The organism is Cupriavidus sp. IDO (assembly GCF_000812465.1).
Classification (GTDB): Bacteria; Pseudomonadota; Gammaproteobacteria; order Burkholderiales; family Burkholderiaceae; genus Cupriavidus.
Map to the genome: position 1 here is coordinate 47,539 of NZ_JWMA01000063.1, position 25,838 is coordinate 73,376.

Genomic DNA, 25,838 nt, shown 5'->3' on the forward strand with positions numbered 1-25,838 from the left:
AAGTCGCGCAGCGGAATCGGAATGAAGCAACCCTGTAGTTAGTAAAAAAGTCTGTGCGCCGGGCAACAGAAAGGGCCTCATGTCACGTATGATGAACATGGTTTGTGTCGGTTGAGATCCCTGATTCCGGCCGAACAACTAACTCGTCCTTACTGCCTTGAGGTCTGGCGAATTCTGACAGCGGGCCGTTCTGCCCCGCGGCCATGGTCAGGGGCGAGCGACTCTTGTCCCCTTGCTCTGGTGTGCAGGGGGGCGTCGCGGTCCAGGCTGAAAAGGTTTCCGCATGGGAAGCCAAAATGAAGACTGAGCAGCCCAAACCCTACATCACGTGGCTTGTCGCGCTGTACATCCTGTGCGGCCTGGTCTATATGGGCTGGCGCGTGGGCACAGTCAATATGTCGGCCCCGGTGGTCTCCATCCCGCTCTATGCGGCCGAGCTGTACGGCTATATCAGTGGGCTGCTGTTCGTGCTGATGACCTACCGGCTCAGCGTGCGCGAGGCGCCGCCGCCAGAGCCGGGCATCGTGGTGGATGTCTACGTGCCGACCTACAACGAGTCGGTCGACCTCATCCGCCGGACGCTGCTCGCCGCCAGGCGGATGGACTATCCGCATGTCACCTGGCTGCTGGACGACGGCCGCCGCGAATCGATGCGGGCACTGGCCGAGGAGCTGGGCTGCCGCTATCTCGCCCGCGACAACAATGCGCACGCCAAGGCCGGCAATCTCAACCATGCCCTGCAGTACAGCGAGGGTGAATTCATCGCGATCTTCGACGCCGACCACGCACCGCGCAATGATTTCCTGGTCAAGACGCTGGGCTATTTCCGCGACCCCCTGGTCGCCTTCGTGCAGACGCCGCAGGATTTCTTCAATATCGACTCGTTCAACCACCGGCTCGGCAAGAAGCGCGTCTGGGATGAACAGGCGCTCTTCTTCAAGGTCATCCAGCGTGGCAAGGATGCGCTGAACGCTGCGTTCTTCTGCGGCAGCTGTGCCGTCATCCGCCGCTCCGCGATCGAGGAGATCGGTGGCTTTGCGACGGAGACGGTGACCGAAGACGTGCACACGGCTGTCAGGCTGCATAAGCGAGGGTATCGTTCCGTTTACCACGCCGAGTCGCTGGCGTTCGGGCTGGCGCCGCACAGCATCGATACCTACCTGAAGCAACGCATGCGCTGGGGCATGGGTGCCATGCAGGTGTTCCGCAGTGAAAATATCCTGTTCGGGCGGGGGCTGACGCTGGGTCAGCGGCTCAATTACTTTGCATCGGCGCTGTTCTTTTTCGAGGGCTGGCAGAAGCTGGTGTTCTTTCTCGCCCCACCGGCTGTCTTCCTGTTTGGCGTGCTGCCCATTGTTGCGCCGCTGGACACGTTCCTGGTGCTGTTCTGCCTGTATTACCTGCTGTCGATGCTGGTTCACCTGGAACTCGGGCGCGGCTACAACTCGCTGTTCCTGAGCGAGCAGTTCGCGATGGCCCGGTTCTTCGCCTTCATGTCGACCAGCGTCGGGTTGTTCCGCAAGAATATTCCGTTCGCGGTGACCGACAAGCAACTGTCGCAGACCGGCAAGATGTGGTTGTGGCTGTCACCGCTGCTGATCATCGCCGGCGTGGCGGCGACAAGCGTGCCGGTCGGCCTGTACCGGATGTACAACAGCAGCATTCCGGTGGGCGCGGGCCTGGTAACGCTGTTCTGGACGCTGACGACGCTTGGCACGGCATTGATCGTGGCACTGTACTCGTACAAGCATTCGCGCAACCGCCGCGGCGAGTACCGCTTTCCGCTGCGGGTGCCGGTCACGCTGACGATGCATGACAAGACCTATCTGGGCCTGACATCCGACCTGTCGCCAAACGGTGCGCTCTATATCGGCGAAGGGATCCCACCGCTGACGCGTGGGGGCAACATCGACGTGGCCATCCACCTGCCCAACCTGATCGTGCGGGATACCGCCGTGGCGACGTTCATCAAGGGCCCTGGTCCGGGCAGTACCGCCGGCACGTCGATCGGCCTGAATTTCAACTGGGAGGCGCGCGGCAATACGGGCGCGCTCGAAACCTTCCTGTTTGGCAGCAGGCTTCAGCTCGACATGGGCAATCTGCGCGAAACCGAGACACCGCCGCTCACGCGACTGGCCGAATTGCTGCGCCGCGACGGCAAGGCGCCTTCGCTCGCGCAAAGCTGGGCAGCCGGGTTGCTGATGCAGCCGCTGCGCTCGGGCATGCTGCCGGTGGCCATCGCTACCATCGAGGGCGCGGCACCGCTGCTGTTCAGCAGCATCGAACTGGATCTCAACGTCCGTGCCACGCTGCGGCAGCCGCTTGGAGGCAAGAGGGCCGAGGAAACGGTCAGCCTCACTCCGACCGGCAGGCTCATCACGCCGACGGGGGACTTCCATCTCTACAACATCGCGCCGCACAGCTCGGCGGCTTGACAGGGGAAAACAGCATGACGCGGGACGCGCGCATCGAGAACACTTGCCGGATACTCGCCATAGCCTTGCTGGGCGGTGCAGCGACATTCGGCACCGTGGCGGCCCAGGCCGGTCCGTTGCTGTTCGGCGGTGCCACCTTCGCCGGCGGCGGCGAGCGCAGCGAGTATGTCGGCCTCACCGGCAAATTGCTGCCCGTATCGTTCCTGACGCAGAAGCTCGTCGTGAGCGACTACCACTACAAATACGGTTCGAACGGCACGACCGTGACGGTGAACGGGCAGTCGGCAGAGGCGGCACTGGGCGTGCAGAAAGGCTGGGAGACCGGATGGGCCGAGGCTACGGCCGGCGCGCGCTACCGCTATAACCGCGTGTCGCCCGAGGGTGCCGATAATCGCTCGGACGGCGGCGAATGGGGCCTGGCGCTGACGGTTCTCGGCCAGCAGGAGTTTGCGAAACACTGGGCCGTCAACGGGATCGCGAGCTACACCTTCGGACCCAAGGCGTACTGGGCGCGCGGCCGGCTTCTCTACAAGGTCTTCGGCGAAGCGTGGGCCGGCGCGGAAATCATCAAGCACGGCGACCCGTTCTACCACGCCACGCAGGGCGGCCTTGTGCTCACCGGCATTTCGCTGGGCCAGACTGTGAAGCTCGGCTTCTATGGCGGCGTCAAGAAGACTGGTGGCGTGCCGCGCGCGTTCTACGGCGGCCTGGAGCTTACCAAGGCGTTCTGAGCGTGCCGGCTTTCGCGGCCAGCCGCCAAGGTACGCGTCCTTCCCGCTACAGCGCGGCGCAAGTCAACCCGGACTGGCGTGGCTGACAGGCTTCGACATTTCCGTTGTGCCGCTCCAGCCCAACCCGGCATAGAGGTCGTGCCCTTTCTGCGTGGCGTGGAGCACCGCAAACTTGACGCCGCGCCCGGCGAGTTCGGCCTCTGCAAGGCGCATCAGTTCATGGCCCAGTCCGCGGCGTCGGCAGGCGGGCTCGACATACAGGTTGAGCACGTAACCTCGCTTGTCCTGTGCGGGGTGCGACGGGTGGGGCGGCCAGTCGATCAGCATCAGGCCGACTCCCGCCACCGGCTGTCCGTCCTCGGACAGGATGAAGCCGAAATACGTGCCATCGCCAAGGCGGGGCCGCAGCCAGTTGCGAAAGTGCTGCGTCATGGTCTGTAGCACATCCTCGGCGCAACCCGCGTCGCGGAACATGTCTTCCCGATGCCAGCAGACAAGCTCAAGGTCTTGTGCGCCAAGTGTGCGTACGTTCATTGGCTACTCTTGTGGTCCGTGATTCATTGAGTATGCCAGTCGCCGGAGACAGGCTCCATGAGCCGATCGAGAAGTCCGGGCCGCGGTATCAGGAAGCGCTAACGCTCGTTCCTGGCCTGCGATAGCACCCACAGCATCGCGCCCACGGCTTCTGCCTGGGATCGCGTGTTTGTCTTGTCGTAAATTGCGCGCAATTGCGTACGCACGGTGGCGAGCGAAACGCCCGCGCTGGCGGCATACTCGTCAGGGGCCTTGCCGCGGATCAACGCCTCAGCCACGGCCGCCTCGGCGACGGTAAGCCTGAAGGCCTCCTGCAACTGTCTGGCGCTAACCAGCGGTGTCGTGCCGCGCCGCCTGGCCGTGACGAGGATGGTGGCATCACCAAACGCCGCACGCGTATCCCGGCCGGGCAGGTACGCGATACTCAGGAAGATTTCAGGCGGCGCCCCCGATGCTGCACGCAACGCCAGGCTTTCGCCCTTGCGTGTTTTTTCCACGCGCGCCATGGCTGCCTGCAATCCGTCATTTTCGGCCGCGACAGTCGCAGCCAGTCGCTGGTGGTCCAGTCTCAGGCAACTGGTCGCGCGCAGCATGGCTTCAGCGGCCTGGTTGACAAAGACGACCCGGGAATTTCTGTCCAGCGCGAACACCGCAAGGCCCAGCTGTTCCATCAGTTCATTGCCAAGCGCCGCGTCGCGATGCAGGATCCTGGCGTCTTGCCAGAGGTTGATGGAGCGCTGCAAATGTCCGGCCATGCTCGCCGCGGCTGCCCGGTCCCGCTCCGTGTAGGGCGGTCTTTCCTTCGCTCGCAGCAGGCCCAGAAGAATGTCATCGCCGCCTGCACGAGCCAGGCGTACGCCCGTCAGATAGCGCAAACCTGACGGAATCTGGTAGTCCTGAAAGAATTCGCTGCGCGCGACGTCTTGCTCGCTGAGGTGATCCTGACAGAAGACGAATTCGCCTGTGGCGGCCCTTTCAACAAAGGCACGCCGTGGATCCAGGGCGCCGTAATACTGTTCGTAGCGCTGGATGACCGCATCCCAGTTCACGTCCGGCGTGTATATGGAAAGTTGGGGCGCATTGCGCAGCCCATCCCAGCTGAACATGTGGAATACATTGGCCCCCAGACTTTCGGTGACAAGCTGAAACACATCCAGAAAGCCTTCCTGTCGGAGCGCGGCCTCATAGAGGTCCCCGATTAAATCATCCGTTGGCAATTCCCCTTCTCCCCAAGCCATTTTTTTCTGCAGGTGCTTAATTGCTGTCGTGTTGACAGTCTTGTTTCCGGCTTGCTCCAGCTTGCACAAGGAATCGGAGAATTCATGCCCCTCGCATTGGGGGTGTTGCCTGAATTTCATCTGAATGAATGATGCGCGCCGACCCGTGTTTTTCGGAGAATCGCGCCGGGTGGTTTCGATTGCCCAGCGGGATCGGGTGGAACGACGACGATCCCTCATTCATTTTTATTAAAGTCCGGGGGAAATCCAACCAATGAAAACCAAACTTCTTGTGTCCGCCATCGCGGCGGCGGCGCTGAGCGCGTGCGGAGGCGGGTCAGACACGCAGTCGTCAGCGCCACAAGCGCCGATCACTCCGACCACCAGGATCGCGGGCACGGCGGCTGTAGGGGCCGCGCTCCCCAATGCCACGGTCCAGGCCAAATGCGCCAATGGCAGCGGCACGGCCACCACGGCTGCTGACGGCACGTTTACCATCAGCATCCCCAATGCCACGCGTCCGTGCGTGCTCAGCGTCGTAACGCCTGATGGCACGACGCTTCACTCGATCGTGGACGCCGGAGCCGGCACCGCTGCCGTAGCCAACATCACCCCTCTCACCGAGCTGGTCACCGCTTCGATCGCCGGTGGGAGCACCGCGGCATTCTTTGACAGCTTTGACGCCCAGGCACAGGCGAAGCTGACCACGGACGGTGTGTCCACCGCGCTGGACGCCGTCAAGCTGATCCTGACCGGGACGGTGGACCTGGCCGGGCTGGATCCGCTCAAGGACACGCTGGTCGCCGCGCACGGCGATACCCCGGGCAACGCGCTTGACCAGAGGCTCGATACGCTGGGCGCCGCGCTCAAATCCTCGCAAACGTCCATTTCCGACCTGTCCGCCGCGGTAGCGGCCAATACAGGCTCGGCGGGCGGGGTGCAAACTATCCTTCAGCCTGCGGCGGCTTCCTGTGCGTCGTTCCGCAGCGGCAACGTCCAGAAAGTTGATCTCACCACCAACACCGCGCAGCGGTTCACCGTCGATGCGGTGAACCTGACGAGAACGAACGTTACCACCGGGGCCGTCGAGCAGTTCCAGCCGAACGCAACCGAGGCCTGCCGCATTGGCAACACCAACGCCCGGCTGATGGTCTCCAAATCGGGTATCACCCTTGAGCGCCGCGCCGGCGCGCCAAGCCTCGTGATCCCTGAACAGACCATTCCGCTGAGCGAACTCGCCGGGGACTGGGTTGCATTGGGCTACGAGCGGCCCGACGGCGGCGGCATGCTCTCGCCCGGCATGATCAAGTTCACCGTGGACGGCGCCGGAAAGTTCACCGGCGCTGCCGACTGCAACCTGAGCGGCTGCGTTCCCTGGCCTGCCGGAGACCTGCCTGCGATCTCAGTCAACACGAACGGCGGCTTCACCGTCACGGATTCGACGGGTACCGCGCGTGCGTTCGCCTTCAAGGGCGTCGACGGGCAAATGGCAGTCGTAATCCTGCATGCGAACGGCTTCATGATCGCAAAGCGGCCGACGCCGCGCAGCCTGCCTGCGGTGGGGTCCACCAATTCCTATTGGGATGCGGTGATCAATGGCGCCGGCCTGATCCCTGACCCCACCAACCTGACCACGGACTCCGTCACGGTCACAGCCGTAGACACGACCGCGAATACCTATACGCGCAAACGTACCAGCGACGGCCGTATCGACACCTGGCAGAACAACAAGCCGTCGGATGGCTTGCGTTATCGTGCGGCGTCGACCGGCGCCAAGGAAACGATCGGCATGAACCTGCCCAACACGGGTCTGAGCATATCGGTCAGCGTCAATCCCGCTGATAATTTCTACGACATCTCGGTTGACCGGCCGTAAGGCGAATGACGTGTAGTTCCATCTGGCCCCACGCATTCCGTGGGGCTTTTTTTGGGTTCGCCGATTTGTGGGGCTGGGGTATTGGAGGGGCTGTTGCTGATGTGACTGAGGGTAGTGGCTGTGGCTGGCGTTGTCGAAGGTCGACGGCCCCGTTTCGCCCTGCCGGGCGACCTACTTTTGGACGGCGCCCAAAAGTAGGCAAAAGGCGCCGTCTGTCCTCGGCGGACGGCCAGTCTTATCGTAGTGTTCGACGGTTTTTGTACGGGTATTGGCTTCAGGGCATAGCTACGATGCCTGCCGCGTTGTGACGAGACGGCGCGAGGCATTGACAGTCCGTCCTCCCGACCTCGTGAGAGGGGAGTGGCAAGCAGCTTGATGCCAGTCAGTATGCCCAGCGACATCGCGCACCACGGTTGTGGTCCAGAACCTCTTGCCGTAGGCACGCCCTTAGATTATGGAGCCACTCCGCTCTCACGAGGTCAGGAGGACAGCGCCGTTCCCGGCGTTGCCCCTGGCGATCTGCGCGGCAGGCAGTCCAGCTATGCCCTGAAGCGAATACCCGTACAAAAACGCAGGCACGCTACGATAAGACTCCCGCCCGGCGGGCAAGAAGGCGCTTTTTGCTTCCTTTTTGGCGCAGTCAAAAAGGGAGTCGCCGGCTACGCCGGCGAAACAGCAGCGCATCCAAGAACCCAAACGCCGCAATCCGGCGAAGAACTTTATTTCTCCTTCGAAGTATCAGCCTCCCACACCTGGACTCCGTGCCGATTCCGACACTCCATCGCAGCCCCACGCAGCGGGTGGTGGCGTTTCCGTCCTTCGCACGTACCGGCTACGCGTTTACCCCGGGGCAATTCGACGGCCCGTGTAAGAAGTGGGTAAGCGGCGCACGTTAACTTATCCAGCACGGACTTCGGATGACGCCGCCGTGCATGCCTTATCGGCACCGCACATTGACGCTAACCCTCGCGTCCGGCGCTGTACCGGCTGCATCCGGCATTGCAAGGCACCCCTGGCAGGAGACATAGATGAATGAAGATCTGGTCGCAAGACTGAAGGCAAATCCCCGATATCGCGAGCTTGTCCGCAAGCGCTCAAGGCTCGGATGGTCGTTGACCGCGATCATGCTCGTTATCTACTACGGTTACGTCCTGATGATTGCCTTCGACAAGGAGCTGCTTGCCACGAAGATGGGAAGTGGCGTGATGACGTGGGGCATGCCGATCGGCCTGTTCGTGATCGTCTTTACCGTTGCCATCACCGGGCTCTATGTGCGCCATGCCAACGGTACCTACGACAAGCTCACAGAGCAGATCAAGCGGGAGGTGGCATGAAAGCGAATCACGCTATCGTTGCCTGCGGGGCGCTGCTTCTGTCATCGGCCGCGCTCGCGGCTGGTGGAGACCTTGGGCAGGCGGTGCGGCAGCCGACCAACTGGACGGCGATCGGAATGTTCGTCGTATTTGTCATCGGCACGCTGTTCATCACCAAGTGGGCGGCAAAGAAGACAAAATCGGCAGCGGCGTTCTACACGGGCGGGGGCGGCATCACCGGCTTCCAGAACGGCCTGGCGATTGCCGGCGACTACATGTCGGCAGCGTCATTCCTCGGCATTTCGGCCGCAGTCTTCACCAATGGCTATGACGGCCTGATCTATTCCATTGGCTTCCTCGTCGGCTGGCCGATCGTCACCTTCCTGATGGCGGAGCGGCTGCGCAATCTTGGCCGGTTCACCTTTGCCGACGTTGCGGCGTACCGCTTCAAACAGGGTCCGATCCGTGCGTTCGCGGCGTCGGGCACGCTGGTGGTGGTCGCGTTCTACCTGATCGCGCAGATGGTGGGCGCCGGGCAACTGATCAAGCTGCTGTTCGGGCTGGAATACTGGATCGCGGTGGTCATCGTGGGTACGCTCATGATGGTGTACGTCCTGTTCGGCGGCATGACCGCAACGACGTGGGTGCAGATCATCAAGGCCTGCCTGCTGCTCGGCGGCGCTTCGTTCATGGCCTTCATGGTGCTGGCCCAGCATCACTTCAGCCCCGAGACCCTGTTTGCGAAAGCCGTCGAGGTCCACGCCAAGAAGGACTCCATCATGAGTCCCGGCAACTTCATCAAGGACCCCATCTCGGCAATCTCGTTCGGCATTGCCCTGATGTTCGGCACGGCTGGCCTGCCGCACATCCTGATGCGGTTCTTCACCGTGCCCAACGCCAAGGAGGCGCGCAAGTCGGTGTTCTGGGCGACGACCTGGATCGGTTACTTCTACATCCTGACCTTTATCATCGGCTTCGGCGCGATCGTGCTGGTAGGAACGAACCCGAGCTTCCAGGATGGGAGCGGCAAGCTGCTTGGCGGCGTCAATATGGCGGCCGTACACCTTGCCAGCGCGGTAGGCGGGAACGTGTTCCTCGGTTTTATCTCCGCGGTGGCGTTTGCCACGATCCTGGCCGTTGTTGCCGGCCTGACGCTTGCCGGTGCATCAGCCGTTTCGCACGATCTCTATGCGACGGTGTTCAAGCATGGCAACGCAAGCAGTCGCGATGAACTGCGCGTATCGCGCATCACGACCGTCATCCTTGGCCTGGTCGCGGTGGTCCTTGGCATTGTCTTCGAGAAGCAGAACATTGCGTTCATGGTGTCGCTTGCCTTCGCCGTTGCGGCCTCGGCCAACTTCCCGGTGCTGTTCATGTCGGTGCTGTGGAAGGGCTGCACCACGCGAGGCGCGACAATAGGCGGCTTCATGGGGCTGTTGTCGGCGGTGATTCTCACCATCCTGTCGCAGGCCGTCTGGGTCGACGTGTTCCACTTCAAGAGCGCGCCGTTCCCGTACACGTCCCCGGCACTGTTCTCGATGACGATCGGCTTCCTCGGCATCTGGCTCGTCTCGATCACCGACAAGTCGGCAAGGGCCCGCCTGGACAAGGCCGGCTTCGAAGCCCAGGAGCTGCGCTCCGAGACCGGGATCGGTGCCGTCGAGGCGGCGGGACATTGAACAGAGGCCGCCGTGCAATCGATGTGAGCTTCTACTGTTGAACCTTGCCGCCAGGCCGGCCTGCTGCGTCCGCCAGCAGCCGCCCTGGCGAGTCTTCAACCAACCAGCTCGCGATGCAGCGCCACATACTCCTGTGCAAGCTTGTGGCGCGGATCCAGATGGATCATGGGCGTAGCGTGCTGATGCGATTCCCGGATCTTCACCGACGAGGATAGCCGCGACGCCAGCACCGGCAGCCCCTCGCTCACCAGTTCATCGACCAGTTTCTGCGGCAAGCTGGCTCGCGGCTGGAACTGGTTGATCACGATCCCCTCGACCGCCAGCCCTTCGTTGTGGTCCTGCTGGATTTCCTTCACGTTATCGAGCAGCGTGTAGAGGGCACGTCGCGAGAAGTCATCGCAATCGAACGGGATCAGGCAGCGCTCCACGGCGATCAGTGCGGATCGGGTATAGAAGTTCAGGGCCGGTGGCGTGTCGATGTAAATGGCGTCATAGACTGACTCCAGCTCGAGCAGCGCGTCGCGCAGCTTGTAGATCTTGTAGCGGGACTCGAGCTTGCCGTGGAGGGAATCCAGGTCAGGATGCGCCGGCATCACATCGAGGTTCTCGAACGGAGTCGGATGGACAAAGGACGTAACGTCCACCGGCTTGAAGTTATAGGTCAGGGACGTTTCGAAGAAGTTCGCCGCGGTCGGGCTTGCCTCCGCCGCCTGTGCACCCAGCAGGTACTGGGTCGAATTCCCCTGGGCATCCAGATCAATGACCAGGGTGCGCAAGCCTTCGCTGGCGCTGATTGCCGCGAGATTGCATACGATGGTCGACTTGCCCACCCCGCCTTTCTGATTGAATACGACGCGCCGCATTTGCCCCTCTGGAGAAGATCGTTCCGAAGGCGACAGCATACCTTAGCAAGGTGAGTCCCCGGCAGCAGCCGGCCAGGCTGTGGCAACGATATTCCAGGCTGGGATGCGGCGACGCCTGCGGAGCCCGCGTGGCGGCACAATCGTCTCCGAGAAAGATCCTGGCTGGGAATGCCCGGCGGCCAAAGCGGGCTGGGGCGAGACCTCCGTCAGCCGCACGCCCGTCGAGTCATCAAGAGCCCCACGCACCGGTACTAAGCCAGAACTACGCGCGCCGCTCTGCCAATTGATCTGCATGGATGGTCAATAAATTGAAAAGTACGAATTCTGGCATTGGTGACCCACCCTTATACTCGGCTCGAGCCGGCACTGCCAAGGTTCCCCCGAATGGTCCGGCGGATAGCCTCGGCTTCGCAAGAGCACGATCCAACTAGGCGAAGGATGGAGACACAAATGCAAAAGAAACGGGTACTCGGCTATCTGGGCTTGTCGTTGGCCTTCAACCTCTGTATTCCTGCCGCTGCTGCAGCGGGCGAAGCCTATCCGGTCAAGCCGATTCGCTTCGTCGTGCCCTACCCGCCGGGTGGCCCAACCGACCTGATGGCCCGGCTACTGCAACCCGGCATGCAGGCGCGCCTCGGGGTGCCGGTTGTTGTCGAGAACCGCGCGGGCGCCGGAGGCAACATTGGCTCGGACGCCGTCGCCAAGGCCCTTCCCGATGGCTACACCATCCTGCTTGCCGCGAGCGGGCCAATGGCTGTCAATCCGACGCTCTACAAGCATTTGCCCTATAACCCTCTGACCGACTTGGCACCGGTGATACAGCTTTCCGCGTTCCCATTGGTGCTGGAGGTCAATGCTGCCAGCCCGGTCAAGGACATCAAGTCATTCATCGCGGCGGTCAAGAACAAGCCAGGCGAGTACAGCTTCGCGTCGGCCGGGAACGGCACGCCCCAGCATCTGGTCGGCGAGCTGTTCAATAGCGCCGCGTCCACAAAGATGCAACATGTCGCGTACAAGGGAGCCGGACCAGCCCTGAACGATTTGCTGGGATCCCAGGTACCGGTGATGTTTGACATCATGGCGAGCTCATTGACCTATATAAAAGCCGGCAAGCTGCGCCCGCTCGCAGTCACGACGAAGACACGCGTACCCGCCTTGCCGGATGTGCCGACGCTGGCCGAGGCAGGCATGCCGGGATTTGATTTCGTGGCCTGGCACGGTATCGCCGTACCGGCAGCCACGCCACACCCGGTCGTGCTCAGGCTGAACAGCGTGATCAATGCGATCTTCGCCGATCCGGAGTTCCGCAAGCGCTGGGAGGCGATTGGTACGCCGGTCGTTGGTGGCACACCGGAGGCTTTCGGTGCTCTCGTTCGCAGCGAGACCGGCCGGCTCGGCAAGATCGTGCGGGACACCGGCGCGACCGTGGACTAGCGGGCTAATTGGCCGACGGGCCGCCGAGATCGCAACGATAGCAGCGGCCGTCAGTCAGGCAGGCCAACGGCACCGTCATCGGATTGCAGCGGGAAGTCGTATCGACTGCTTTCGCCAAAGACGGTTTGACCGACGAAGATGATCGTGACGGAGGGCGATGCGGTAGCTGATCCCGCCACCGCCGTGCTGGTAAGTGCGCCATAAGGTCAATCCGCGCTCGAACAGCAATGCCCCGATGTTGTGCAGGCGGCTAGCGAGATGCCAAAGCTTTCTATACTGCTTAGTGCCATCTCAAGCCTGAGGAGGACAACACGCCATGAAAATCGCAAGTATTGCACTCGCTAGCGCCATGCTTTTCCCGATGGGGCCAGTGCTGGCTGATGATGTACCAAACGATGCACAAATTGCCTCGATTGTCGTCACGGCGAATCAGGTCGATATCGACGCCGGCAAGCTGGCCAAGTCGAAGGGGCACGCCAAGGACGTCAAGGCTTTTGCGCAGCAGATGATCACGGACCATACCGGCGTCAACAAGTCAGCCAGCGATCTCGTGAAGAAGCTCAAGGTCAAGCCCGAGGACAATCCGACCAGTGCCAGCCTCAAGGCGGGCGGAGAGAAGAATGTAGAAAAGCTCAAGGGTCTTAAGGGGGCCGAGTTCGATAGCGCCTATATCGACAATGAGGTCACCTATCACCAGACCGTGATCGATGCCATGGACAAGACCCTGATTCCCAATGCCAAGAACGAAGAACTGAAAGCTCTGCTGGTCAAAGTGCGGCCTGCCTTCGTGGCGCACCTGGAGCATGCCAAGGAGATACAAGGTTCGCTTGGGAAGAAGCAGTGACGGCCCATGTGGCTGACCCTGACATGCGGTTCCGGGTAGCGGCACTGTGGATCACGGCGGGGCTGGTGCTGACCGGCCCAGTCCCGCCGGCGAGCGCACGGCCCGTCATGCACACCGTGGTGATCGAGGGGACCAGTTTCGAACCGCAGACCCTTACCGTACGGGCCGGTGACATCGTCGTGTGGGTCAACAAGGATCCCTTCCCTCACACGGTGACAGCACCATCTGGCGGATTCGACTCGAAGAACATCGCACCGGGCAAGTCGTGGAAATATGTAGCAAGGAAGACCGGAGTCTTTCCTTACATCTGCACATTGCATCCGACCATGAAGGCCACACTTCGTGTTGAATGAGCCGGTGCATCGGCTGCACGGACGGATGTTCGCGGCGTGCGGCCGGCCAGCGTGCCTGCATCGTCAGGTGGATACCGCGCGCCAGGGGCTATACCCAAGACCTACGTGGTCTTTCTGATACGGGATCTCTGCTTGGTGCCGCGCGGTTTGCCACGTGCGTTCTTTCGCGCGCTTCCGGTGCGAGGCACCTCTTTTTCTGATGGTGCATCGCCCGCGTTCATCTGCTCCAGCCACGACATGGCGTCGACGTACGAGAGGAAATGCCGGAGATAGCCAGGGGACATCTCACGCATCAGGGTGAGCGCGCGATGTACAAGGTGACTCGAGTTGAGGGGGCCGGCATTCTCGGGCACCCACTCCAGTGACTGCCGCAACTGCCGCTCGACACTGACCCTGGCCCAGGTGTCCCGGAAGTAGTCGACCAGCTCCGGCTCGGGACGTGCGTTGCGCGCTGGCGCGAGGGTGCGCGGCACGGGCCCCCCGGCTTCGGGCTCGGCATGGGCAGCGATGTAGCTGACCAGGCTGGCAAGCGCCCCGGCTGCGGGCTTGCGGGGCGCTGGCTCGGTGTCGGCATGGCCAGCGTTGCCTGCGGCGCTTTGCAGGTCGCTGCCATAGGCTTCGACCAGCCGTGCCAGCCGGTCATCCAGCAGGCGGCGTGCATCGCCGCTGTGACCGGCCGACCGCCGCGCCAGCGCTTCGATAAAGCGAAAGCGGACAGGGTCCAGACGGTTGGCGCCGCTCTCGCGCCATGCGTCGAGCAAGGCCCGGGCGTCGTTTGCGTGGTCGTCAGCCACGGGGCTTCACCGTTCCCATGGTCACCCGCGGGACAGGCGCGATTTCCACCCGCCGGTTCCTGGCCCGGCTTTCGGCATCGGCGTTCGGGGTCACGGGTTGCTCGGCGCCGAATGCCGCCGAAAACACCGAGGAGGGCGGAATGCCCGCGTCGATCAGCGCACGCGTCACGGTCAGCGAGCGCTGGGCTGACAGCTCCCAGTTGTCGGCAAAGCGGCGGTTGCTGCCTCGCACCTGCTGGTCGTCGGTGAACCCGCTCACCATCAGGATCTCGTCGCGGGCGCGGAGATAGGCGGAAAGGGGGGCAGCCAGGCTTTTGAGCACTTCCCGCCCTTCGGGCTGCAACTGGTCGGAGTTGACAGCAAACAGCACGCTGCCGTTGATGCCGATGCGCCCGTTTACGAGTGTGACCCGGCCCGCCGCCAGCGGCCCGGCCAGCGCCTTCTCCAGCGTCTCGCGGCGCTGCATTTCCTCCTGGCGCTGCCTGACTTCCTGTTCAAGCCGGGCCGAGAGTTCCATCTGGACGGCGATGACGCCCAGCAGGATCAGCACGAAGGCGCCCAGCAGCACCGACATCAGGTCGCCGAAGACCGCCCAGGCGGGTACGGTCGGCTCTACGCCGGCGTCGATGTCCTCTCTCATGCCGCCTCTGCGCTGGAAGCCTGCTGGCCGGCGAGCAGCTGCAGGTCTTCAAGGATCTGCTTCTGCGACATCATGCTGAGGTCGACGACTTCCCGCGCCTGCGCCACGTAATAGGCGAGCTGCTCGTCGCTGCGCGCCATCGACTGGTCCAGCGCGGCTTCGATGCGCTGCAGCTGGCCCATCAGCTTGTCGTTCGAATCGCTGAACAACTGCACGGCCACGCCGAATGCTTCGCCCAGGCTCGCCACCTCGACGGCGCTGCCGGTGACCTGCGCGGCGACGACGGCGAGTTTGCCGGTTTCGGACTCGACCTTGTCGGTGAAGCGGGTGCCGACACGGTCCAGCAGATCGGCTGTCGTGCCGACCAGCGTGTCGACCGCGGTGCGCTGCTCGGTGGAGGCGTGGTTCACGGCGTCGAGCAGCGTGCCCAGGGTCTCCAGCATGCGGCTGCGCTCTTCGAGCATCGCATTGTCGCGGGCCATGCCGTCGGTGAGCTTCTGGCGCAGTTCGGCGATGACTTCGGCGGCGGCCCTGGGGGCTTCCGTAGCGGCTTGCACCAGGCGGGCGACCTCGGCGATCGTGCCGCTGGCCTGCGCCTGCGCCTGGGTCGAGATGTCGTTCGCGGTCTGCGCCAATGTCTCGCAGATCTCCTGCTGGCGGCTTGCGGTGTGTTCGCTCGCCAGTTCCCATTCCTTGCGCAGCGAGGCGGCCATGGTGCCGAGCGTCTCTGTCCACGCCGCCAGCCGCTGCTGGTCCCGCGCGGCCAGTTCCGCCTGCAGCGCCGCCGCGGCCTTCGGGGCATCCGCCGCGGCTTGCACGAGCCGGTCGATCTCCGCAATGGTGCGGCTGGCGTGCGCCTGCGCCTGGCTCGAGGTGTCGCGCGCCGTCCTGGCCAGCGTTTCGCAGATTTCCTGCTGGCGGCTCGCGGTGTGCGCGCTCGCCTGTTCCCACTCCTTGCCCAGCGCCTTGGCCATGGCGCCGAGCGCTTCGGTCCATGCCGCCAGCCGCTGCTCGTCGCGCGCTGCCAGTTGGGTCTGAAGGTCGGCATGCGACTGGCTCACGCTGTGCACCAGCGACGCCGACTGTTGTGTGAAAGCGGTAGTGGCCGTCGCCAAGGCCTGCTGGTTGTCGGCGGCGAGCTTCTCGCTGGCGCGCTCCTGCCGGGACAGCGCGTCGTTCCACGCTGCCGAAGCGCTGGCCGACGCCGCGTCCAGGCGGGTGGCGACGTTCTCCAGCAATCCGGCCGAGCGCTGGTCGAACGTCTGAGCGAAGCCGTCGAGGCAGGCGCGCAGGTCGCTGGCGATCGCCTCGCTCGTACGCCGATGTCCTGCCAGTGCCTGGTTCCAGGTGTCCGCCACGGTAGTCGTGGTGGCCTCGAACCGGGTCGACATGCCTTCCAGCTGCTGCTGCATGGACTGTGTGACGCTGTCACGCAGCGAAGCGGTCTCGCGCGCAAGGCCCGCCATCGTGGCCTCCACGGCGGGCTGGATCGCCGCGCCGGCGGCGCGGGCGCTGTCGGCGACGCTTTCCCTCAGCGATTGCTCAACGGCAGACGCCAGGCGGGTGTAAGCGGCTTCGGTCTTGCCGTGGAAGGCGTCCTGGCTGGCGGCGAGCCGCTCGGTCAGGGCCTGGCTCTGCTGCTCCATGGCCGTCATCATGGCCTGCAGCCGATCGACCAGGGTGGGCATCACATCGGCCTGGCGCTGCAGCAGCCGGAAGGCTTCGTCGCGCTGGTGGCTGCGCGAGTAGGGGCGCAAGGTCGTCGCGATCCGCGTGTCCAGCATCTGCGCTGCCTGGATCCGCTCGCGCCGGCACAGGGCGGAAAGCAGCCCCAGCATGGCCGACGTGGCCACCCCCGCCACCGAAGTGCCGAACGCAAATCCCAGGCCCTTGACCGGCGCGGCGAGCGAAGCGCGGATGGCCTGCAGGTCCGTCGCGCCTTCCAGGGCAATACCCGTCCCCTTCAGGGTGGCCACCATGCCCAGGAAGGTGCCCAGCATGCCGAGCAGAACGAGCAGGCCGACCAGATAGGACGTCAGCCCCGGTCCGGGCAGGGCGACGCGCTCGCCCTCGATGCGCAGGCGCACGGTATCGCGCAGGCTGGGATGCAGCGCATCCAGCCAGTCGCGAAGGCTGGCCGGCGCTTCGGTCAGCCCGGCGACGGCCTGCGCGAGCGAGGACGTCGCCCGGCGATAGCGCTCCAGCTCGAACGCGCCCGCCAGGTAGAAGCCGCCGATCAGCATGGTGACGGCCAGCGCCAGGGCGTTCGAGCCCGCGTAGCCGGCGCCGATCCAGCACACGACAGCCAGGCCCGCCAGGAAGGCAACGATATGGATGGGGTTTCGGGTCATGATGTCCTGATTAGCTGGCACGCAGGGCCGCCAGCAAGCCTTCGATGGGTTGGAAGCGGATGTCGAGTTCGGCGAGCAATACGCTCTGCATATCCTTGCGGAACACGTTCAGCCATGTGCCCGGTTTGACCGTTGCGGGCTCTCCGGCAGCCTGCGCATTGGCGAGCCTCGTCTCTTCGGCCTGGCGCAAGCGCCCGAAGTGCACCTCGAGCAGCGACGGCACGGTCTCCAGCAGGCTTTGCTCGCGCGCACCCAGCACACGCTCCATGACGGCATCCACCGTCGCCAGCCTGGCCATGCCAGGCGCCTGGCCTGACAGCGCTATCCGAAGCCGGCCGCGCAAACTGCCGATTCCTGTCTCCATCGTCTGTTGCAAGGAGAGATAACGCTGCCGATGTGCAGCGTAATCGACCGGCGCGACCGACGCGGCCGACGCATTCAAGGGGTCAGGCTGCATAGACGGGCGAGCCTGCCCCCGCCGCCTGGCAGCGTGTGCACCATCGTCCGCAATGGCGCCGGCCAGCGCCGCGCGCACGCGGGCGCACTCGCGCGCCTCGGCGCTGGCGCAGGCTTGTGCGCCTGACCGCACAGCCGGCGGGCTGCCATTCAGCGCCGACGACAACGCGATCGCGTCCGCCCAGCCAAGCCATTGGCTTAGCTGGCTTGAGAGTGACTTTCCAGAATCGGGAGCATCGACGTCAGTCAGGCGAGTCAGCAACCGAACGAGCGTCGGCCCGCTGAAACCTGTGCGCCGTGGCACTTGCACCATACCGCCAGAGAGAAAAATCCAGCAGTTTACACGCCTGCGGGGGGAAATTGCGGCGGCGGAGGCCGGGTGGCTGGCGGGTGGGTGATACCGGGCGGGCAGGGCGGACGCGGAGTAGGGTTGGCGGCTGCTCCCGACCCGAGCGGCTGTTCGAGCCGGGGGCAACCTCTACTGCCTCCTGAGTCTCCACAAGCGGCGTTGCCGGACGCTAACCGCGGGAAGAGGGCTACTCAGTCATTGCTTCCGTGTCGTCACGTACCGGGACGCAATGGCACCGCGTATGGCAGACCGCCGCCCCAGAACACTACAGCACGAGCGGGACATCTACGCCCACGGGCGCTACATACTCCGTCATGTTCCGGCTCGGCCTCCGGCATTTCTTTTGATGAGCGAATTCTCCGACCTCGACTGGTTTGGCATATGCCAGTAGCGAACGCGGTAGGCGGCTTCCGACCTGAAGCAGTCTTCCGACGGCAGTTGCGCGCCAAGATACAGCGCGCCACTGCCCCAAAGAAAAAGAAATTTCCGGTTCATCGCCAGGCTGAAGCGCATATTCTTAATATCAAGCGAGGAGAGTTTGCTCCGGCAAATTTGGGGTGCCGGCCAAAAAATCAGTGGTGACCCGTCATGGGAGAAGTCCGTCCTGAGTGCGCAACGCGCATCAGGAGAGCCGGCTCTTTTTTCGGCAAAAAATCCTCGGCACGCACTTATATTTCGCAGTAAACAATTACAGAATCAGATCGAGAGTCTCATCGACAGATCAGCGCTTCCTTAACCTGGTGAAAGGAGAAAAAGTAAAACAGCAAGCCAATTATTTCTCATCCGGGGGCTCAATGGATTCTTGGAGAAAAACATGAAGAATCTAGCTTTAGCTACATTGGCTGCGGTGCTGGTCGCTCCCGCAGCCTGGGCAGAAACCAATTCCGCCGATGGGCCCAGCGGAGCGCATTTTGCAACTGCCGAGCCGGTATGCACCGTAGATTCCAGCCAGGATGTCAGCTGTACCGGGACCACCATTGGCGGGGTCGGCCACACTAATGCGACAGCGAATCTGTCTGCGACTTACTCAGGCACCGTGCAGTGCACAAACCATGGCGGACAGGTCGTCGATGTGAAGACGCAGAACACTGATGCTACTTCGTCGGGAAAGCTGACACCCTCCAGGAACGGGCAGCTGGTAGTGCCGCCGCTCAGTGCGACGGCGCCGACCCCCCAGCAGTTACTAGCCGCGGCCACCTGCCCCAACGGGAACTGGACCAAGCAGCTGATCGCGGGTCCAACCCTTGCGAATTTCGTGTATACGATCACCTTCGCGGGCTTCGCCGGGCCTTATTTCAGTCTCGTGGGTCCTTGATCGACTTAGCACAGGCTTCGGTACATTCGACCGATACGGGGAAACCCGACACTAGCGAGAGCGTCCTAAGCCATAGAGATGGACGTGCCAGCATCCGCTGGCACGTCTGCAATCGGTGGCGGCTGGTACCGTCATTTCATGCGGTGCCACGCCCATTTTTTCCTGAATCATCGGATGCCTAGCCATGCAACAAGACGTTCACCTTAATTGCCGCGTGTGGCATGTCCCACATGCACCGCGCCATTTTTTGCATGCTCGGTGGATGCTGCTGTTCAGTCTGCTGCTTGCTGGATGCGGCGGAGGGGATTCCGCCCCGGCATCCATGGCAGCTCCGCAGCAAGCTTCGTCGGGACCGAGCCCATTGGCCGCGCAAAGCACGTCGCCAGGAGGGGAAAAATCGGCACCGTCTGCCGTGACGGACGAAGCTGCCGTACCTTCGGCAGAGTCCGCCAAGTTGGCGCAACTCAGCGCGCTACCGCATCTGTCATCGCTGTCCGACCGGGAGAAGGCGGGGTTGCTCATGCTGCTGCCCTCCAAGTCGTCTTCGCAACGGCTGGCATTGATTAACATGTATCCCAGTCTGGTCAAGCTGCCGAACCAGCAAAAGGAGCTGTTGCTCGACCAACTGGAAAAAATCGTCCCGGTCACGGTAAGTCAGCGTCAATGACCGCTTTCAGATCACCATCCAGGAGCGGGCATCCGGGAAATCAGCCTGGAGGTGATCTCGATCGTAACTCTCCCTTCTGACGTTCTTCCCCGCCCAACCCAATGCATGTCAAGCCTGCACTACAAGGTGAACCGAATCACGATGGCGGAAAAACGGTGTCGATCCGGATTGATCAAGGACTCGCGCGCTCCAGGCCTTTGCTATGTAGCACAGTGGTCGCTCCAGGCTCCATGAGATATCGAATCAACGATCTCGATGCCGAGTTCATGTAGGGCTGACTTCAAAGTGGGCGTGCTCAGTACCCTGATATCGCCGGCCCATCCCATCGCGGCGTGGGTACACGCAAGCAGCACAGCCAGCCAAATGAGCGCTCGGAACCGGCCTCCCATGGCAACCTCCTCTTTCGATTTCTTCACCAACAATCTCGTTACTTCTCAATGACATTGCTTGCGCTAGCGATGCTTCAGTTCAGCCAGGAGCGTCTGCGCGGTGCGCATATCGGTGAGGTCACTTCCTTCGCTAATGCCGTCGCAGGGGGGCTGTAGCACGGCGTATGCATGCTGAATGTCGCCCGCTGCTGCCAACTGACGGGCAAGGCTGATCGCCGCCCGCAGCCCGGGAAGACGCGCGCCCTGCCTTTGTGCAACGGCGATTGCCTCGTGAAGGGTGGCGAGTGCTTCGTTTCGTTGCATGGGGTGCCGAGTTGCAAGCAATTCGCCTTTCAGGCGCAGCATTTCCGATAGCTGGAAGCGCCCGCGGTGACGATTGACAGCGGCGAGCGCCCGATCGATCTCGACGAGCCCTGCCTCTGGATTGCCCGCGCGGCCAAGCGCCTCGCCAAGCAGCGCATTGAAGTATGGCAACCCCATTTCCGCACCGGTTGCACTGATTGCTGAAATTCCCTCCCGCATCCTTTCTATGCCTTCGTCGAGATCGCCCATTTGCGCCAGCGACCAACCCAGCTGAAACGTACCTTGCGACAGCAGCAAGGGCAACATGTACTCATCGCAAACTGCAATTTCCCGCGCAGCCCACTGCTTCGCCAGTTCCGGCTCGCCCCGCAATATATGTGCGAAGCTACATGCCCAATAGGCCAATGCGGTCGTCAGTGGATGACAGAGTTCTTGCGCGAGCCCCAGCGCCTCGTCGCAAATCGACAGTGATTTGTCCGGGTACCCACGCAGGCACTGGACCAACGCGGTGAAGCACCGGCAGCACACACCAGGATCATGTCCAGAGTATTTGAATGTCAGCGCGTGGTCTCGCTCTCGCTCGTAAAGGTCCATTCCGCTTCTGCTATGAAACTCTGAAGCAGCATATTCCCCCATGAAAAAGCTGTTCGTCCAAAAAAGATGATGCGTCTCGATTTGCATCCCGGGGTCATGCGAGCCCGCGGTCAGTGCTGAGCACCGGTTGCCAAGTTCTCGGGCGATTTCCGACTCACCACGGATCATTCGATACTGTCCTTCTCCCCGCAGTGCGGTGAACAGTTCGCTCTCGTCTCCAAGCTCCTCGCAGAGCGCCCTTGCCCGCGTATACGCGTCGAGGACTTCCTTTGCCGCCCAACCCTTCGCTGCCATCATGGTCACGCCAAGGACCTTTTGATATTCGAGTTCCTGCCTGAGCCGCGCAGGGGAACCAGGCAACATCTGGATGATCTCGAGTCCTTTGTTCAGGTGATCTACGGCCTGCTGATACGCGAACCGTTGCAGCGCCTTGTCAGCGGACTGGTACAGATAGTGAACAGCCTTGTCCCAAAGTTCGCCAGCAAGCGCGTGATGCGCGAGGAGTTCGACATGCTCGTCAAGACGTTGCGTGTAAAGTTGCTCGATGACACCCACAAGCTGTACGTGAATAGAGCGTCTTCGCTCCTTGAGTACGCTTGCATATGCGACTCGATGCGTGAGCGCATGCTTGAAGGTATATTGCTGATGCGGCAACAAGCGGGTCTGATAGAGGAATTCAGCCGCTTGCAGATCGGCGAGCAGATCGAGTAGCCGCTCGCGATCGAGATCGGCAATCGGCTCAAGAAGATCGACGGGAAATTCATGACCGATCACGGCCGCCATCTGCAGAAGGGCCTTCTGTTGCGCGGACAGGCGATCGATCCGCGAAGCGAGAACTGCATGCACGGTTGATGGAATATCGAACGTGTCTATCGTTCGCGCCATCTGGTATGCGCCCTTTTGGCCAACCAGTGCGCCAGAATCTGCGAGCGCACGAACGGACTCTTCCAGGAAAAGCGGTGTGCATCCCGTCCGCTCGATCAGGTGACGCCTAAGGGCGGAAAGCTCGCTGCCGTCGCCGAGCAGCGACTGCAGCAGCAGCTTCGCGCCTTCGGTGCCGAGATTGTCCACGTGCAGCTGGGCAAAATAGCTCTTGCCAATCCATGTGTGTCGATACTCGGGTCGATGGGTCACGAGAAGCATCACGCGTGACGCACCGATCAAGTCGACGAGATGATCGAGCACGGCCTGCGTGCCGTCATCGATCCAGTGCAGATCCTCGACAACGAGGATCGATGGGCGGTGCTCGCTCGCTCGGATCATGAGAGAGGCAATCGCTTCGAGTGTACGCTTGCGCCTTTGCGGCGGAGTCGCCATGTCCCATTGCGGATCGTCCGGCGGTAAGTCCAGCATTGCAGCCAGCGCCGGACACGTCCAGGCGAACGCCGGGTCGACCGCGTCGACGCCGCGACGAAGCTTCTCGGCGGCCTCAGCCAGGGTGTCATGCGTCCCGATGCCGAACCACGTCCGGAGCAGATTGGCCAGCGGAAGGTAGATCGCGCTCGTGTCGCGCGATGTCGCGCCCGTTTCGAATTTTGTCCACCCGGCCGCCTGTTCCGAGTTGACAAACTCATGCACGAGGCGAGACTTTCCTACGCCCGGTTCGCCGACGACGGCGCATACCTGGCCAGCGCTGCGTCCGGCACGCGTAAGCATCCCCTGCAAATTAGCCATCTCTGTGTCGCGGCCGACAAAATGCGTGAGGCCGCGTACGGTACGAGCGTTCCAGCGAAGGCGCAACTCGGACTTTGTCCCCAGCGTGAAGATCTCGAGGGGGGGCGTCGCACCAGGAAGCGGTCTCGCGCGAAGATCCGAAAGTTCGATGAACCCTTCGGCACATCTCACCGTGTCTGCACTCACGCCGATCTCTCCGGCAGCGAGCACGACATCGATCTGATTCGCGAGCTGCGGTACGGAGCCGAGCGCGTCATAGTGCTGCGACCTCTCGTCGCCGATTGTCCGGACGACAGCCTCGCCGGAATGTACGCCAATCCGCACATCCAGGGATCGCTCAATGAGCGCCGAAATGCGTGCGCGCATCGCGAGCGCTGCATAACAGGCTTCCACCGCATGCTCTTCGTGTGCGACGGGCGCTCCAAATAGTGCAGTGACACCATCGCTTCTGAGTTGGGTGACGAGGCCGCCGAATCGCTGAACAGAGTCGACCATTGCTTTCAACACAGCGTCGACGCGCTCCAGTGCCGTCTCGTGGTCGATGACGCCGATGGGTTCGCGCACACGGGCGCAGAGCACACTCAGGTGCTTGCGCTCCGCCGGCAATGCCGTTGCGCTGTCCGCCGCGTAACCAGCGCGCGACGCAATCCCGGACTGCTTAGCCGGTTCCCCGGGAGCCACGGCCGGACCTGTAGGCTCGCTAGCTCCACCTGAATCCTGCTGGATTTGAGCAGCCAGACGTTGAGTGCTCTCGGCCGGGGCAATGCCGAGTTCGGTATTGAGCACTCGGACGCATTCCTGGTACTGGCGGACAGCAGCGTTCCGGCGTCCCGTCCTCGCATACAGCCTCATAAGCAGCGCATGGGCCCATTCGAGTGACGGGTCCAGGGCCAATACTCTGCTTGCCGTCGCAATTGCACGATCAAATTCGCCAGATTGTTCGTAATGGCCGACGAGTTCGGTGAACACTTCCACGGCGCGCTCATGAAACCAGCGGCGCTCGACGATCATCCACTGCTCGAACGGTTCTTCACGAAGGCCGAAACCATCGAGTAGGGCGCCCCGATAGAGTGCAACGGCTTTTGACAGGGAATCCGGAGATCGTTCAGTCGCGAGGCTCGTGAATTGCAGCGCGTCGACTTCCACGAACTGTCCGTCAAGCCATATGGCATCCGGCTCCGCGTGCAAGATTGGCGGCGCGTTCGGCAGGACCCGGCGCAAGCTCGACAGTGTCTGCCGCAAACTGGCTCTTGCCTGCTCTTCCGCACTGCGCTCCCAAAGCACGCTTGCGAGTTGCTCTCGCGACCGCAGCATCCCCGGCGACAAGGCAAGGTAGGCCAGGATGGCCTTGCTCTTCCTGGTGGGAAAAGCCAGCGATCCATGCTGCCCGGCAAGCCGGATTTGCAAGCCTCCGAGGACTTCTATCTTGAGCCGGGCCATGTCGTGCGTGAGGTGAAGCGTCGCTCTCAAAAAGTCTAGTCCGCCCGGCGCGACTTTCCGGCATCAATGAAGACTGCCCTCCCAGCTGTATTTCGTAGGTCACTTCTTTACGTTCACCTTGTCCTGAAAAGGGTCGGGGTAGGCACAGGCATGGTTGCTGATTCGAATCCGGCCTCATGTGCACGCTACCCAGTAAGATGCGGCCCCTTTCATGAGATTTTTTACGGCGTTTTTACGCGACCTCGCCCGCTGTTCACGGATCGATGACGTCAGGCAACGATAGTTGGAATCGTGATGTTGCCGTACGCCAAACGTGGCTTACCCATTCGAAAGGCTGGGAAATCCGGGCGGCACCATCGCGTATGCCAGGCGGCAGATCGCGCACCCCAGTGCCTCAAACCGCCGCCCGGCGTTTGAACCGTGCAGGGTGGAAGGACAGTCGTCGCTCGCGGCGGCCACGGGACGTGTGACGTATTGAAGGAGCGTTTCAATGGAAATCATGACTGATGGGCATAGAGTGACTACCAACCGCTATGCCAAGTGCATCGCTGCATCCAAGCGCGTCCGCTGGGACATCGACCGCGACGTAATTCGCGGCCGAAGCTTCGATTTCACGAAGAAGTTTCTGCCGGACACTTTATCAAAGGTCGATTCTCTCGCCTTTCTCGGACACGACGAGCAGCGCCTGCTCAGTCAGATTCAAGGCCGTACGTACGCGAACATGTTTGGTCTCGTCGAACGCTTCATCGCGGCGAAGGTACTGGAGATGAGCGGCCCATACCGACTCGGCGACCAGAGCGCGCTTGAAGCACTTGTCCGGTTCAGTGATGAAGAAATCAAGCATCAGGAGCTATTTCGCCGCATCGAGCGCATGTGCGCCGAGGGCATGCCAGCTGGTTATGCGTTCTTGCCGGACGCAAATAGTGTGGCCTCGTTCGTTCTCGCAAAGTCCACCTGGGCAGTGCTCGCTCTAACCTGTCACATTGAACTCTTCGTGCTTGCGCACTATCGAGGCAGCATCGATGGCGACATGAATTCCTCTGAATTATGGAAAGATGTCTTTCTCTATCACTGGCGCGAGGAATCACAGCATGCGATTCTCGATGAAATCGAATGGCAGCGCGAAGATGCGAGGCTTTCGCCTGAAGAACGTGACGCGGCTGTCAACGATCTGATCGAACTGGTCGCCGCTGTGGACGGCATTCTGCAAACTCAGGCTAATGCGGACGCCGACTACTTTGCGATGATCTGCCCACGATCGCTGTCGATGGCTGACAAAGATTCCGTGCGCATCGGCCTGCTTGCCGCATACAGGTGGCAATACATCATTTCCGGAGTGCAGGAGCCCCGCTTCAGTCAGGCTCTCAGTGGCATGATCACTGGGAACCAGCTGTCCAGAATCGAAACTGCAATGGCACCGATCATGAGCTAGCGTGCGCGATCGTAGCGGCTGCGAACTACATGTTCGCAGCCGCTAGGCATCGTGAGCTTCGCGACGAAAAGGCGGAGCCGCGGCTATGTGGGGACAAGTCGGACAGCGTGGCGAAACCGGGACGTCGGCGCATGCCGAATAAGGAGATCGCGCGG

Annotated in this window: 19 protein-coding genes; 11 read left to right on the plus strand and 8 right to left on the minus strand. The window is 62.2% G+C overall.

Annotation, left to right across the window (positions count from 1 at the left end; genetic code table 11):
- The first annotated feature begins 296 nt into the window (after positions 1-296).
- Positions 297-2,435 carry a glycosyltransferase gene (locus RM96_RS19585; protein ID WP_039012991.1) on the plus strand — a complete coding sequence of 713 codons (2,139 nt, stop codon included), beginning with the start codon at positions 297-299 and terminating at the stop codon, positions 2,433-2,435.
- Positions 2,436-2,449: 14 nt separating this feature from the next.
- Positions 2,450-3,166 carry a cellulose biosynthesis protein BcsS gene (gene bcsS, locus RM96_RS19590; RefSeq protein WP_039012992.1) on the plus strand — a complete coding sequence of 239 codons (717 nt, stop codon included), beginning with the start codon at positions 2,450-2,452 and terminating at the stop codon, positions 3,164-3,166.
- A 63-nt stretch (positions 3,167-3,229) separates the two neighbouring features.
- Here bcsS and RM96_RS19595 read toward each other — a convergent pair whose 3' ends face one another.
- Both RM96_RS19595 and RM96_RS19600 read right to left on the minus strand, forming a co-directional pair.
- On the minus strand, positions 3,230-3,700 hold the full coding sequence (locus RM96_RS19595; protein WP_039012993.1) for a GNAT family N-acetyltransferase: 471 nt from the start codon (positions 3,698-3,700) through the stop codon (positions 3,230-3,232).
- A 98-nt stretch (positions 3,701-3,798) separates the two neighbouring features.
- Positions 3,799-4,917 carry a helix-turn-helix transcriptional regulator gene (locus tag RM96_RS19600; protein ID WP_152624161.1) on the minus strand — a complete coding sequence of 373 codons (1,119 nt, stop codon included), beginning with the start codon at positions 4,915-4,917 and terminating at the stop codon, positions 3,799-3,801.
- A 274-nt stretch (positions 4,918-5,191) separates the two neighbouring features.
- Here RM96_RS19600 and RM96_RS19605 point away from each other — a divergent pair, with 274 nt between their 5' ends.
- The 3 genes from RM96_RS19605 (at position 5,192) to RM96_RS19620 (ending at position 9,785) form a co-directional block, all read left to right on the plus strand.
- A complete protein-coding gene (locus RM96_RS19605; RefSeq protein ID WP_039012995.1) occupies positions 5,192-6,793 on the plus strand; it encodes a hypothetical protein in 1,602 nt (533 codons plus the stop codon).
- A gap of 1,028 nt (positions 6,794-7,821) precedes the next feature.
- Positions 7,822-8,127, plus strand: a complete 306-nt coding sequence (locus RM96_RS19615) for a DUF485 domain-containing protein (protein ID WP_039012998.1) — start codon at positions 7,822-7,824, stop codon at positions 8,125-8,127.
- Positions 8,124-9,785: a cation acetate symporter gene (locus tag RM96_RS19620; RefSeq protein WP_039013000.1), complete on the plus strand. Its 1,662-nt coding sequence runs from the start codon at positions 8,124-8,126 to the stop codon at positions 9,783-9,785. The genes RM96_RS19615 and RM96_RS19620 overlap by 4 nt, the downstream gene beginning before the upstream one ends.
- A gap of 95 nt (positions 9,786-9,880) precedes the next feature.
- On the opposite strand, the gene RM96_RS19625 is transcribed toward RM96_RS19620, so the two are convergent.
- Positions 9,881-10,648, minus strand: a complete 768-nt coding sequence (locus RM96_RS19625; RefSeq protein ID WP_039013001.1) for a ParA family protein — start codon at positions 10,646-10,648, stop codon at positions 9,881-9,883.
- 450 nt (positions 10,649-11,098) lie between these two features.
- Between RM96_RS19625 and RM96_RS19630 the strand changes: the two genes are divergently transcribed.
- The 3 genes from RM96_RS19630 to RM96_RS19640 all read left to right on the plus strand — a co-directional run bounded on the left by RM96_RS19630 (position 11,099) and on the right by RM96_RS19640 (position 13,279).
- Positions 11,099-12,082, plus strand: a complete 984-nt coding sequence (locus tag RM96_RS19630) for a Bug family tripartite tricarboxylate transporter substrate binding protein (protein ID WP_039013002.1) — start codon at positions 11,099-11,101, stop codon at positions 12,080-12,082.
- A 316-nt stretch (positions 12,083-12,398) separates the two neighbouring features.
- Entirely contained in the window at positions 12,399-12,926 is a 528-nt protein-coding gene (locus RM96_RS19635; RefSeq protein WP_039013003.1) for a DUF4142 domain-containing protein, read from the plus strand.
- A gap of 8 nt (positions 12,927-12,934) precedes the next feature.
- Positions 12,935-13,279: a cupredoxin domain-containing protein gene (locus RM96_RS19640; protein ID WP_238587325.1), complete on the plus strand. Its 345-nt coding sequence runs from the start codon at positions 12,935-12,937 to the stop codon at positions 13,277-13,279.
- 101 nt (positions 13,280-13,380) lie between these two features.
- Here the strand turns inward: RM96_RS19640 and RM96_RS19645 are convergent, their stop codons facing one another.
- The 4 genes from RM96_RS19645 to RM96_RS19660 are packed head-to-tail and all read right to left on the minus strand — an operon-like array spanning position 13,381 to position 17,833.
- Positions 13,381-14,073, minus strand: a complete 693-nt coding sequence (locus tag RM96_RS19645) for a DUF2894 domain-containing protein (protein WP_039013004.1) — start codon at positions 14,071-14,073, stop codon at positions 13,381-13,383.
- Positions 14,066-14,713 carry an OmpA family protein gene (locus RM96_RS19650; protein WP_039013005.1) on the minus strand — a complete coding sequence of 216 codons (648 nt, stop codon included), beginning with the start codon at positions 14,711-14,713 and terminating at the stop codon, positions 14,066-14,068. Before RM96_RS19650 ends, RM96_RS19645 begins: the two co-directional genes overlap by 8 nt.
- The gene (locus RM96_RS19655; protein ID WP_039013007.1) at positions 14,710-17,064 is read right to left on the minus strand and encodes a DUF802 domain-containing protein; all 2,355 of its coding nucleotides are present in this window, start codon (positions 17,062-17,064) and stop codon (positions 14,710-14,712) included. The genes RM96_RS19650 and RM96_RS19655 overlap by 4 nt, the downstream gene beginning before the upstream one ends.
- Before the next feature lie 10 nt (positions 17,065-17,074).
- A complete protein-coding gene (locus RM96_RS19660) occupies positions 17,075-17,833 on the minus strand; it encodes a DUF3348 domain-containing protein (protein WP_039013009.1) in 759 nt (252 codons plus the stop codon).
- An 850-nt stretch (positions 17,834-18,683) separates the two neighbouring features.
- On the opposite strand from RM96_RS19660, the gene RM96_RS19665 reads away from it, so the two are divergent.
- Positions 18,684-19,184 carry a hypothetical protein gene (locus RM96_RS19665; protein WP_039013011.1) on the plus strand — a complete coding sequence of 167 codons (501 nt, stop codon included), beginning with the start codon at positions 18,684-18,686 and terminating at the stop codon, positions 19,182-19,184.
- 184 nt (positions 19,185-19,368) lie between these two features.
- On the plus strand, positions 19,369-19,851 hold the full coding sequence (locus tag RM96_RS40040) for an FAM174 family membrane protein (protein ID WP_238587326.1): 483 nt from the start codon (positions 19,369-19,371) through the stop codon (positions 19,849-19,851).
- A 452-nt stretch (positions 19,852-20,303) separates the two neighbouring features.
- Here RM96_RS40040 and RM96_RS19675 read toward each other — a convergent pair whose 3' ends face one another.
- The gene (locus RM96_RS19675; RefSeq protein ID WP_039013103.1) at positions 20,304-24,251 is read right to left on the minus strand and encodes a BTAD domain-containing putative transcriptional regulator; all 3,948 of its coding nucleotides are present in this window, start codon (positions 24,249-24,251) and stop codon (positions 20,304-20,306) included.
- A 490-nt stretch (positions 24,252-24,741) separates the two neighbouring features.
- Here RM96_RS19675 and RM96_RS19680 point away from each other — a divergent pair, with 490 nt between their 5' ends.
- Positions 24,742-25,683: a hypothetical protein gene (locus tag RM96_RS19680; protein ID WP_039013013.1), complete on the plus strand. Its 942-nt coding sequence runs from the start codon at positions 24,742-24,744 to the stop codon at positions 25,681-25,683.
- Positions 25,684-25,838: the final 155 nt, after the last annotated feature.